The organism is Chryseobacterium sp. KMC2, from assembly GCF_016756935.1.
In the GTDB taxonomy this organism is placed as follows: Bacteria; Bacteroidota; Bacteroidia; order Flavobacteriales; family Weeksellaceae; genus Chryseobacterium; species Chryseobacterium rhizosphaerae.
This window is the reverse complement of record NZ_JAESIT010000001.1, coordinates 68,091-80,798: the sequence shown is the minus strand read 5'-3', so window position 1 is coordinate 80,798 and position 12,708 is coordinate 68,091. Positions and strand designations below refer to the sequence as shown.

Sequence of the window (12,708 nt, the reverse complement as noted above, 5' to 3'; positions counted from 1 at the left end):
ATGTATGTCGGTTCGTAGCCAGAAACTCGGACTCTGTATCATTCATTATTTATCAATTATCATTTATAACAAGACATGAATTTATTCAACGTATATCCATTATTTAATATAAACCCGGTTAAAGCTCAGGGATCTTTCCTGTGGGATGATAAGGGAGAACAGTATCTTGATTTTTACGGAGGTCATGCGGTAATTTCCATTGGACATAATCATCCTCATTATCAGGCAAAACTAAAAGAGCAGTTAGAGAAAATTTCTTTTTATTCTAATTCTGTTCAGAATGAATTGCAAACTGAGCTGGCTGAGAAACTTGGGGAGCTTTCGGGCTATGAAGATTACAACCTTTTTTTATGTAATTCCGGAGCTGAGGCTAATGAGAATGCCTTAAAACTGGCTTCTTTCCATAATGGGAAAAGCAAAGTGCTGTATTTTTCAGGTTCATTTCATGGAAGAACTTCTGCAGCGGTTTCTGTGACAGATAATCCCAAAATTGTGGCACCGGTGAACTTTTCAGAACGATTTATCAAGTCGGACTGGAATGATATCGAACAGCTTGAAAAGACTTTTGAAGTATTGGGAAACGAAATTTCTTCTGTGATCATCGAGGGAATTCAGGGTGTAGGAGGAATCATGATTCCAACAGTAGAATTCCTGTCTAAAATTAAGGAATTGTGCGATCAGTACAACACTGTACTGATTTTAGATGAAGTGCAGTCCGGATATGGAAGAAGCGGATATTTCTTTGCGCATCAGGAATTCGGAATAGAGCCGGATATCATCACCACGGCAAAAGGAATGGGGAATGGTTTTCCTGTGGGAGGTGTTTTAATTCATCCTAAATTCCAGGCAAGTAATGGTTTGCTGGGAACGACATTTGGAGGGAATCACCTGGCTTGTGCAGCGTCTATTGCGGTTCTGGATGTCATGAAAGAAGAGAATCTTATTGATAATGCCCAGCAAATGGGTGAGTATATTGAAAATGAAATTAAGGATTTACCACATATTAAATCAATCCGAAGGAAGGGACTGATGATCGGAATAGAACTCGACAGAGACTGTTCGGAAGTAAGGAAAAGCCTGCTGTATGATCATCACATTTTTACAGGAAACTCAAATGATAAAAGTGTTTTAAGGATTCTTCCGGCACTTACTATCAGGAAAGAGGAAACCGACCTTTTCATCAATGCTTTGAAAATAGTATTGGAAAAAATTTAAACTACAAAAGTTACAAAAGAGATAAACGCTTAAGTGGTTGTAAGAAAAATATTAAACACTTAAGGAGTGTACTTAAGTTCTTGAAAATCTTTGATTTTCATCTTATCTTATATGAACTTTAATGTTTTCAGGGTGTTAAACTTTTATGCCTTTTGTGGTTTATTAAAGAATTAATATGTCAGTCAATTTTTAAAAACATTCATTCAATGAAGAATTTTACCTCTGTAAGTGATGTTGAAAACTTACAGGAAATCATAAAAAAAGCTTTAGAGATAAAAGCAAACCCGCTTTCAGAAACAGAAAAAGGAAAGGGGAAAACTATAGGACTTGTATTTTTAAATTCAAGTTTAAGAACCCGTTTGAGCAGCCAGATTGCAGCGCAAAATTTAGGGTTAAATGTTTTGACACTGAATGCAGCACAGGAAGCATGGAATCTTGAATTTGCTGATGGAGCGGTGATGAACGGAGATACAGTAGAGCATATCAAAGATGCTATTGAGGTATTAAATCAATATTGCGATATTATTGCTGTGCGTTGTTTTGCAGGAATGAAAAACAAAGAAGATGACGTCAATGAAAGTATTTTAAGCCAGTTTCAGCAGCATGCTAAAGTTCCCGTTATCTCTTTGGAATCAGCAACCCGTCATCCGTTACAAAGTTTGGCAGATTGTATTACCATCACTGAAAACTGGAAAAAAGATCATAAACCAAAAGTAGTGCTTACGTGGGCTCCGCATATCAAGCCAATTGCTCAGGCTGTAGGAAACTCTTTTGCAGAATGGATGCAGGAAATGGATGTTGAATTGGTGATTGCAAATCCTGAGGGCTATGATCTGGATAAAAATTTCACAAAAGATGTAAAAGTAATCCATGATCAGAATGAAGCATTAAAGGATGCTGATTTTATCTATGTGAAAAACTGGTCTTCTTTCGATGATTATGCAGCCATGCCGGAAGTACAGGAAGATTGGATGCTGACGAATGAAAAACTGGCGAATACCAATCAGGCAAAAGTAATGCACTGTCTCCCTGTTCGTCGTAATGTAGAGCTGAGTGATGAAGTGATGGACGGAGAGCATTCTATTATCTACCAACAGGCAAAGAACCGTATTTTTTCGGCGCAGGCAGTATTCAGCGAAATTTTAGATGAATTAAAAGCCAAATGATCCTTGTCAAGGTTTTAAACCTTGACAAGGATCAAAAAGAGCCAGTATCTCAAAACGTTTACAAAATGAAGGAAAAGTTATACATCATAAAAATTGGAGGAGCTTTAATTGATGATGAGGAGTTATTAACTCAATTCTTAGAACAATTTTCTGAAATCCAGGAAAAGAAAATCCTTGTTCATGGCGGTGGCAAATTGGCAACAACTTTGGCTGATAAACTGGGAATTGAGCAGAAGATGATTAATGGAAGGCGGATAACGGATAAAGATACATTGGATATTGTAACGATGGTATATGCGGGAGGGATCAATAAGAATATTGTTGAAAAACTGCAACAAAAAAACTGTAATGCAATAGGCTTTTCCGGTGCGGATGGCAATTTGATTAAAGCTAAAAAAAGAGAACATCCGGATATTGATTTTGGTTTTGTAGGGGATATTAATAAAAAAAGTGTGAATAAGAAATTGGTTTCAAAATTCATGAAGCTCGATCTTATTCCTGTATTTTCAGCGATTACTCATGACAAAAAAGGAAATCTTTTCAACACGAATGCAGACACCATTGCATCAGTGATGGCACAGGCTTTATCATCGAAATTTGAGGTTGAGCTCTTGTATTGTTTTGATAAAGAAGGTGTCCTGGAAAATGTAAATGATCCGGAATCATTGATCAAAAGTATGAACGGTGAAGACTTTGATGTATTGAAAAAAGAAGGAAAGCTGCATAAAGGGATTTTACCCAAACTTGAAAATGCTCTTGGAGCGATAAAAAATAACGTAAATAAGGTGTTTCTGATTAAAGAAACCCAATTGAAAAATCATATAGAGAATCATCATGCAGGAACTGAAATCTGTTTATAATAAAGAAGAATTGCTGAAAAATGCAGTTGAATTGCTGAAAAATCTGATTGAAATTCCTTCATTCAGTAAAGATGAATTCAATACATCGGTGGAGATTGAAAATTTCTTCAAAAAGCATCAGATTCCGACCAAGCGTTTTAAAAATAATATCTGGGCAGTCAATAAAAATTTTGATGTATTTAAACCTTCTGTTTTACTGAATACCCATCACGATACGGTAAAACCTAATAAGGCCTATACTTTGGATCCGTTTGTGCCGATCGAAAAAGACGGGAAACTTTATGGTTTGGGAAGCAATGATGCCGGAGCTTCTCTGGTTTCTATGGCACAGGTTTTCCTGCATTTTTATGATAAAGAAGATTTAAAATATAATCTGGTAATTGCTTTAACTGCAGAGGAGGAGATTTCAGGATTCGATGGAATAGAAGCTTTGTTTCCACAGTTACCCAACATAGAATTTGCCATTGTAGGAGAACCCACACAGATGAACCTGGCGATTGCTGAAAAAGGACTGCTTGTGATTGATGGAGAAATGAAAGGAACCCCTTCCCATGCTGCTCATCCTAATAATGATAACTCGATTATAAAATGTATGCAGGATCTGCAGCATATTTTAGAATTTAAATTCCCAAAAGTTTCAGAATATCTGGGAGAGGTGAAAGTGACTTTATCAGGCATTAATGCCGGAGTACAGCATAATGTAGTCCCTGAATCCTGTCATTTTACATTGGATGTAAGGGTGACAGATGAATACTCCAATAAAGAAGCTTTTGAAATGATTCAGTCTCAAATGAAATCAACACTTACAGCGAGATCTTTCAGACTCAATTCTTCGAAAATCGAAATGGATCACCCGTTTGTACAGGCAGGTCTTGAAATTGGCAGGACAACATATGGTTCTCCCACCTCTTCGGATCAGGCCATTATTCCATGTACATCAGTGAAAATAGGCCCTGGAGACAGTAGGCGCTCTCACACTGCGGATGAATTCATCTATGTTCATGAAATAGAAGAAGGGATTGCGATCTACATCCAAATTCTGGAAAAAGTGTTATAAAGATATCAGATACTAAATCTCAGATCTCAGATACAAATCAAAGAGTCTGACATCTGAATATCTAAAAATATATGTTTTGACAACGCTCAGCAGGTAGAAAGTTTAAGTTTTTAATAAGGATTTATGCAAAAAAGAAAATTAAAAATGGAAACTTTTATTGAGGAAATGTTTTTTTATAGTTAATAGTAATTTTAAGGAATGCCTGCTGGGCATGTCAAAACCAATTAATATTTTAAATAGTTACATATGAAAAAGATATGGCAGAAGGATAACCTTGCCACCAATATATTAGTCAATCAGTTCACCGTAGGAAAAGATCTTGACTTTGATGAACGTTTAGCAAAATACGATGTAAAAGGCTCTATGGCCCATTGTAAAATGCTTGCTGAAACAGGGATCATTTCCCATGAAGAATCAGAGCAGATGTTATTTGTTTTGAATGAAATTTTAGAAAAAATTGAAGAAGGTAGTTTTGAAATTGATAAAGAGGCTGAGGATATCCATTCTCAGGTAGAGGCTATTCTCATTGAAGAATTAGGGGATACAGGAAAGAAAATCCATACCGCAAGATCAAGAAATGATCAGGTGTTGCTGGATATCAAGCTGTATTTGTTGGATGAGATCCGTGAAATAACGGCTCTTACAGATGAATTTTTCCAGATTTTAATCAAACTGGCTGATCAGCATAAGAATGTTTTGTTACCCGGATATACCCATCTTCAGATTGCTATGCCTTCGTCTTTCGGACTTTGGTTTGGAGCTTATGCAGAAGCACTTTTAGATGATGTTGAAATGCTGTTTTCAGTGAAAAATATCATCAATAAAAATCCATTGGGATCTGCTGCAGGCTATGGTTCGTCTTTCCCGATTAACCGTGAGAGTACGACGTATAATTTAGGTTTTCAGTCGATGAACTATAACTCCGTGTATGCACAGATGACCCGCGGGAAATCAGAGAAATTACTGGCAATGTCAATGGCAACATTGGCAGGAACACTGGGGAAGTTTGCTTATGATGTCTGTCTGTATTTAAATCAGAATTTTGATTTTATAAGTTTTCCGAAAGAATTTACGACAGGAAGCAGTATTATGCCCCATAAAAAGAATCCGGATATCTTTGAATTGGTTCGTGCAAGATGCAACAGAATCCAGTCTCTTCCGAATGAGCTTATCCTGCTAACGAATAATCTTCCGTCAGGATATCACAGAGATGTACAGCTGACTAAGGAAATTCTTTTCCCGGCGATTGACTCTCTGAAAGAATGTCTGGAGATTTTAAGCTATACCTTACCCAATATCCAGGTAAAAGACGGGATTCTGGAAGATGAAAAATATAAATATCTTTTCAGCGTAGAAAAGATCAATGAAGAAGTGAAAAACGGAAGTTCTTTCCGTGACGCCTATGTGAAAGTAGGACAGGAGATTGAAAATAATGCATTCGATTTTGAACCGGGAAATCTGGATCATACCCATCAGGGGAGCATAGGAAACCTCTGTCTGGATAAAATAGAATACCAGTTTAATAAGCTGAAAAATAAATTATTGGGTTAGAATATAATATAAACCATTAAGGTCATAGAAACACTTAAGCAGAACCAGTATAATTTCTAAAAATTATTTTTTTAGCATACTGCCTTACACTCGTTTGTGAATCTTTAATCTTAATAAATCTTAGCTGCTTAGGGTATCTTAATGGTTTTATTGTATTCCGAAAAGGTAGTGGTAAGAACAAAGATGTAGTGAATTCTTAGATGTTTGTAAATCACTTACAATTTCTTAGTGATTTACAATAAAGAACTATTCCAGGTCAATCTTGAATTTGGTGGATTTTTTTACCTCATGAAGAACGATGGAACTATGGTATTGTCCGATATTAGGAAGGTTTGAGATGACATTGACTGCAAATTCATTATAAGAGTTAATGTCTTTTGCAATAATTTTTAGCATATAGTCATATTCTCCGGAAAGGCTGGTGATTTCCTGTACTTCATCATATTTTCCGATGTTTTTCTCAAAGGTTTCCAATACTTTCTTGGATTGCTCTTTAAGACGGACATTACAATAAACTATGATATTCAAACCCAGTTTTTCACGGTTTAAAAGACCTACATATTTTTCAATAATTCCGTGCTTCTCCAGCTGTTTGATCCGCTCATAGGTTGGAGTAAAGGTAAGGCCTATCTTTTCTGAAATTTCCTTAACAGATAGAGTAGAGTCTTCCTGAATAATGCTGAGAATCATTTTGTCTTTTAAATCCATAAACTAATTTGAGTTGTAACAAAAATATTAATTTTAAATGAGAATAGGAAAATACTGAGGTTTTAAATTTTTTTAAAACTTTGTTTTTGTAGATTCGTAAAAATACTGTATCTTTGCACCTAATGAATAAAAAAGCATTTATATCATTAGATTTACCGGGCGAAAGCGCCCTTTACGATATTTATTGTTATTAAGCGAAGATCTTGTCTTCGCTTTTTTTATGCTCAAAAATTAAGAATTATGTTTACGATTACAGAACTAAGCACCGAGAGAATCAACAGTATACTGACAGAAGCAATGGCTTTTGCGAATGGAAAAACTGCTAAAATTGAAGGAGAAGTTTTTTGCTCAAACCTTTTTTTTGAAGACAGTACAAGAACAAAGACGAGCTTTGATATTGCAGAAAGAAAACTGGGACTTCAGGTTGTTCCTTTTGATGCTTCACACAGTTCGGTAAACAAAGGCGAGAGTCTTTATGATACGGTGAAAACCATTGAAAGTATAGGGGTAAACTTAGTAGTGATCCGCGATAAAAAGGACAGGTACTTTGAGGAATTACAAAATATTAAAATTCCTGTGATCAATGGAGGAGACGGAACAGGAAATCACCCTTCACAGTGTATGCTGGATCTGATGACGATCTATCAGGAATTTGGAAAGTTCGAAGGGTTAAAAGTAGGGATTGTAGGAGATGTAAAACACAGCCGGGTGGCCAATTCCAATGCTGAAGCTTTAAGAAGATTAGGAGCTAAAGTGTATTTCTCAGGACCGGAACAATGGTTTGATGAGGGAGCTTTAATCAACGGAACCTACCTTTCCGTAGACGAACTGATTGCTGATGTAGATGTTCTGATGCTGTTAAGAATACAACACGAAAGGCATGATGATGCGATGAGTTTTACAGCTTCGGATTATCATAAAAGATATGGGCTTACCAAAGAAAGAGAGCAGGCGATGAAAAAAGAAGCAATTATTATGCATCCTGCACCTATCAACAGAGGGGTAGAAATAGATTCAGATCTTGTAGAATGCGAACGTTCAAGAGTTTTTAAACAAATGCAGAACGGAGTTTTCGCAAGAATGGCGATCCTGAAGGAAGCACTGGAAGAAAAGGGATTTACGTTTAAGTAAATGGTAAAAAGTATAATGTACAAAATATAAGTCGGGGTGAAGTACATTATACATTGTACACCCGACATTATATTAAAGAATAAAGAAAAAATAATATAGAATAAGGAAGTCTAACTTCCAACTTCTAAAATCTAATATCTAATTTTTAAAAATGAAGAAAAAATTAATACTGGAGTCCGGTGAAGTGTTTCATGGAGAAGGTTTCGGAGCAGAGTTGGAAACTGCAGGAGAGGTAGTTTTCAATACCGGAATGACAGGGTATCAGGAATTGATTTCTGACCCATCGTATTGCGGTCAGATAGTTTGTATGACCTATCCGCTTATCGGAAATTATGGTATTAACCGTGATGATTATGAAAGTATCGAGCCTGCAATTAAAGGACTTATCGTAAAAGAACTTTGCGATCTTCCTTCTAATTTCCGTACTCAGATTACTTTAGATGAATTATTTAAAAAGAAAAACCTTTCAGGAATCTCTGGAATTGACACCAGAAGACTGACAAGAATTCTTCGTAACTATGGAGTAGTGAAAGGTAAAATTGTGAATGCTGATGCTGATGAAAGTGCAGTTGCTGCAGAACTAAAAACTACAAGTTTCCCTATCAACCAGGTGGAAACAGTTTCTACAAAAACGCCTTATGCTAACCCTAACCGTGGGTTCAAGGTAGTCTTAGTAGATTTTGGAGCTAAACTGGGGATCATCAGAGAACTGTCTCAAAGAAATTGCGATATTATCGTTGTTTCTCAGGATACGACAGCAGAAGAGATCTTATTGATGAACCCTGATGGAATTATGCTGTCAAACGGTCCTGGAGACCCGGAAGATGTACCTCACGCATTGGATATGATCCGCGGATTACTAGGAAAAGTTCCGATCTTTGGAATCTGTTTAGGACACCAGCTGATCGGATTAGCTTGCGGAGCAAAAACCTTCAAACTAAAATTCGGACACAGAGGAGGAAACCACCCGGTATTGGATCTGGAGAAAAACAAAGTGGCTATTACTTCTCAAAACCATGGGTATGCGGTAGATCAGGAAAGCTTAAAAGGAACAGATCTGATTGAAACCCACATCGCGTTGAACGACAGAACAAATGAAGGATTAAAACACAAAATCCATCCTTGTTTCTCCGTTCAGTACCACCCTGAAGCGAGCCCAGGCCCGGAAGATGCAAACTACCTGTTTGATGAGTTTATCGAAATGATGGAGAACTTTAAAAAGTAATAAGATTTCAGATATTAGACATCAGATAACAGACTTTATCATGCACAACTTTGAGAAATTAGTTTTTTGGCAGAAATCTATAGAACTTGCAAAACAAGTTTATATAATTTGTGCTGAGCTACCAAAAGATGAAAAGTTTGGTTTAATTTCTCAAATAAAAAGGTCTGTAATCTCAATCCCCTCAAATATTGCTGAAGGAGCAGGGAGGAACAATGATAGTGAATTTTATCATTTTCTTGGAGTAGCAAATGCTTCTTCATTTGAATTACAAACCCAATTGATTTTAATAAAAGAATTAGAGCTGGTAAATTTAGAAACGGTCAACAGTTTAATATCAAATCTGAATGAAATTCAAAGAATGATTTATTCATTCAAATCTAACTTAAAAAAGTAAACATAATGTTAGAAATCTGACATCTGAAATCTAACATCTTGTATCTAAAAAAAAGAAAAATGGCAAAACGTACAGATATAAAAACAATTTTAGTAATCGGATCAGGACCTATTATCATTGGTCAGGCAGCTGAATTTGATTACGCAGGAACGCAGGCTTGTCTGTCTTTGAGAGAAGAAGGCTACAAGGTAATTTTGATCAACTCAAACCCTGCAACGATTATGACGGATGTGGAGATCGCAGATAAAGTATATATCGAGCCGATTTCATTACAGTTTGTAAGCCACATCATCAGAAAAGAACGTCCGGATGCATTGTTACCAACATTGGGAGGTCAGACAGGACTGAATATGGCGGTAGAACTGGAGAAATCAGGAATTCTTGAAGAATGTAAGGTGGAAGTATTGGGAACTACACTTTCTGCAATTAACAGAGCGGAAGACAGAGACCTTTTCCGTGAGTTGATGAGAGAGCTGAACGAACCGGTTCCAGAATCTGATATCGTTAATACAGTAGAAGGAGCAATTGCTTTTGCTGATCAAATCGGATATCCTGTAATTGTTCGTCCTGCCTTTACCATGGGAGGAACAGGAGGTGGTATTGCTTCCACAGAAGCTGAATTGAAGGAGATTGCTGAACTGGGATTGAAATATAGCCCTGTGACACAGTGTCTTATTGAGAAATCAATTGCTGGTTTCAAAGAAATTGAATATGAAGTAATGCGTGATGCAAACGACAATGCGATTGTGGTTTGTAACATGGAAAATATAGATCCGGTGGGAGTTCATACCGGAGATTCAATCGTAGTAGCACCTTCTCAGACACTTTCAGACAGAGAGTATCAGTTATTGAGAAATGCTTCTTTAAAAATCATCAGAGCATTAGGAATTGAAGGAGGATGTAACGTACAATTAGCGTTGGATCCACATTCTTTCGAGTACTATATCATTGAGGTAAACCCAAGGGTTTCCCGTTCCTCAGCACTTGCAAGTAAAGCAACAGGATATCCTATTGCAAAGATTGCTGCAAAAATTGCAGTAGGATTGACACTTGATGAAATTATGAACCCAGTGACCGGAAAAACATATGCATGTTTCGAGCCGGCGTTGGATTATGTAGTAACGAAATTCCCAAGATTCCCATTTGATAAGTTCGAAACTGCTGACAGAAGACTTTCTACTCAGATGAAAGCAACGGGTGAAGTAATGGCTATCGGAAGAAATTTTGAGGAGTCTTTACAGAAAGCGATCCGTTCACTGGAAACAGGAATCAAACACCTTGGATTAAAAACAAAACAGGCAGAGGCTCTTACAGCGGAAGAAATTGAAAGAAGAATCAGAGTTTGTGATGACGAAAGATTGTTCATCATCGGAGATGCTTTAAGAAGAGGGTATGACTGGGAGCAGATTGTAGAATGGAGCAAAATAGATAAGTTCTTCATCTGGAAACTGAAAAAATTAGTTGATTTTGAAAAAGTGATCGCTGATCATAAATTTGATAAAGAAACTTTAATTCAGGCTAAGAAACTAGGTTTTGCAGATATCAATATTGCTGTTCTTTGGGATGTAACGGAACGTGAAATTTTCAATTTCAGAAAAGAAAACGGAGTGATGCCGGTATACAAAATGGTAGATACCTGTGCAGCAGAATTTGAAAGTGAAACTCCCTATTTCTACGGAACCTATGAAGAAGAAAATGAAAGTGTTGTTTCCAATAAAGAGAAGATCATTGTTCTGGGTTCAGGACCTATCAGAATCGGACAGGGGGTAGAATTTGATTATGCTACTGTTCACTCGGTTTGGGCAATCAAAGAAATGGGTTACGAAGCGATCATTATCAATAATAACCCTGAAACGGTTTCTACAGACTTCTCGATTTCGGATAAATTATACTTCGAACCCCTTACGGAAGAAGATGTAATGAACATCATCGACCTTGAAAAACCTAAAGGGGTAGTGGTTCAGTTCGGAGGACAGACCGCGATCAACCTTGCAGATAAATTAGCAGCTCACGGAGTACAGATCTTAGGAACTTCACTGGAAGATCTTGACAGAGCTGAAAACAGAGATAAATTCGAAAAAGCATTACAAGAGCTTGGAATTCCTCAGCCAAAAGGAAGAACTTCAACCTCAAAAGAAGAAGCGATAGAAATTGCTAACGAAATCGGTTATCCGGTATTGGTACGTCCAAGTTATGTTTTAGGAGGTAGAGCAATGGAGATTGTATACACAGAAGCAGAATTGGCGCACTATATGGAATTTGCGGTTGAGGCAAGCCCTGAGCATCCAATTTTGGTTGACAAGTATATGGTAGGAAAAGAGATTGAAGTAGATGCAATCTGTGACGGTGAAACAGTAATCATTCCTGGAATTATGGAACACATCGAAAGAGCAGGAGTTCACTCCGGAGACTCTATTGCAGTGTATCCACCACAAAATATTTCACAAAGCGAGATTGATACTTTGGTAGACTATACAAAAAGACTGGCAAAAGGACTGAAAGTTATCGGATTAATGAATATCCAGTACGTACTTTTCGAAGGAAATGTATATGTAATTGAAGTGAACCCACGTTCTTCAAGAACAGTTCCTTTCTTATCTAAAATTACAGAGGTGCCTATGGCTAACCTTGCTACAAAAGCAATTTTAGGACAAAAACTGAAAGACCTAGGTTACAAAGACGGGCTGGTTCCTAACAAAGAAGGTGTTTTTGTAAAAGTTCCTGTTTTCTCTTTCTCTAAGCTAACGAAAGTTGATATCTCTTTAGGACCTGAAATGAAGTCTACAGGAGAGGTTATGGGGAAAGATACAACGCTTGAAAAAGCACTTTACAAAGGTCTTGTTGCAGCAGGAAGAAAAGTTCCTATGCATGGTTCTATCCTATTTACAGTAGCAGATAAACATAAAGAAGAAGCTGCAGCTCTGGCAGCAAGATTCCATGAGGTAGGATTCAGAATCTGGGCTACAGAAGGTACCGCAAAGTTCTTCGGAGAAAAAGGTATTCCTTGCAAAATAGGATACAAGATCGGAGAAGAAAGTGTCAACCTTATCGACCTGATCCAGAAAGGAAAAGTTCAGTATGTTGTGAATACCACTACAAAAGGTAAGCAGGCTGAAAGAGACGGATTCCAGATCAGAAGAATGAGTGTGGAGAACGGTGTTCCTTGTTTAACGTCAATGGATACGGTAGAAGCTATTCTGAAAGTAATTGAAAGCATGAGTTTCAAAATGGAAACCATGTAATTTTCGAAAAAATATAACCCTATAAACCTCATAGATTTCAAAAGTCTATGAGGTTTTTTTATCTCAATCAATTCTATAGCAATGTTGGGCTCGCCAGGGTTCTACCTTACCTAATTTTTACTTTTAATTAAAATAATCTCCTGTAAACTATTAAAATTT

At 36.9% G+C, this 12,708-nt stretch carries 10 protein-coding genes; 9 read left to right on the top strand and 1 reads right to left on the bottom strand.

What is annotated here, in order from left to right; translation table 11 throughout:
- Positions 1-75: 75 nt before the first annotated feature.
- From JML65_RS00395 to argH, 5 genes are all read left to right on the top strand, one after another.
- Positions 76-1,215, top strand: a complete 1,140-nt coding sequence (locus JML65_RS00395; RefSeq protein ID WP_202269576.1) for an aspartate aminotransferase family protein — start codon at positions 76-78, stop codon at positions 1,213-1,215.
- 206 nt (positions 1,216-1,421) lie between these two features.
- A complete protein-coding gene (locus JML65_RS00390; RefSeq protein ID WP_115919920.1) occupies positions 1,422-2,381 on the top strand; it encodes an N-acetylornithine carbamoyltransferase in 960 nt (319 codons plus the stop codon).
- Positions 2,382-2,446: 65 nt separating this feature from the next.
- Positions 2,447-3,241: an acetylglutamate kinase gene (gene argB, locus JML65_RS00385; protein ID WP_047485186.1), complete on the top strand. Its 795-nt coding sequence runs from the start codon at positions 2,447-2,449 to the stop codon at positions 3,239-3,241.
- A complete protein-coding gene (locus JML65_RS00380) occupies positions 3,216-4,298 on the top strand; it encodes a M20 family metallo-hydrolase (RefSeq protein WP_202269575.1) in 1,083 nt (360 codons plus the stop codon). The genes argB and JML65_RS00380 overlap by 26 nt, the downstream gene beginning before the upstream one ends.
- Before the next feature lie 246 nt (positions 4,299-4,544).
- A complete protein-coding gene (gene argH / locus JML65_RS00375; protein WP_047485181.1) occupies positions 4,545-5,849 on the top strand; it encodes an argininosuccinate lyase in 1,305 nt (434 codons plus the stop codon).
- Between the two features lie 246 nt (positions 5,850-6,095).
- Here argH and JML65_RS00370 read toward each other — a convergent pair whose 3' ends face one another.
- Complete coding sequence (locus tag JML65_RS00370; protein ID WP_047485178.1) at positions 6,096-6,557, bottom strand: Lrp/AsnC family transcriptional regulator; 462 nt, start codon at positions 6,555-6,557, stop codon at positions 6,096-6,098.
- A 240-nt stretch (positions 6,558-6,797) separates the two neighbouring features.
- Between JML65_RS00370 and JML65_RS00365 the strand changes: the two genes are divergently transcribed.
- The 4 genes from JML65_RS00365 (at position 6,798) to carB (ending at position 12,549) form a co-directional block, all read left to right on the top strand.
- A complete protein-coding gene (locus JML65_RS00365; protein ID WP_047485176.1) occupies positions 6,798-7,688 on the top strand; it encodes an aspartate carbamoyltransferase catalytic subunit in 891 nt (296 codons plus the stop codon).
- A gap of 151 nt (positions 7,689-7,839) precedes the next feature.
- Positions 7,840-8,913, top strand: coding sequence for a carbamoyl phosphate synthase small subunit (locus JML65_RS00360; protein WP_047485174.1), 1,074 nt, complete (start codon positions 7,840-7,842; stop codon positions 8,911-8,913).
- 40 nt (positions 8,914-8,953) lie between these two features.
- Positions 8,954-9,307, top strand: coding sequence for a four helix bundle protein (locus tag JML65_RS00355; protein WP_202269574.1), 354 nt, complete (start codon positions 8,954-8,956; stop codon positions 9,305-9,307).
- 59 nt (positions 9,308-9,366) lie between these two features.
- Positions 9,367-12,549, top strand: a complete 3,183-nt coding sequence (gene carB / locus JML65_RS00350) for a carbamoyl-phosphate synthase large subunit (RefSeq protein WP_202269573.1) — start codon at positions 9,367-9,369, stop codon at positions 12,547-12,549.
- Positions 12,550-12,708: the final 159 nt, after the last annotated feature.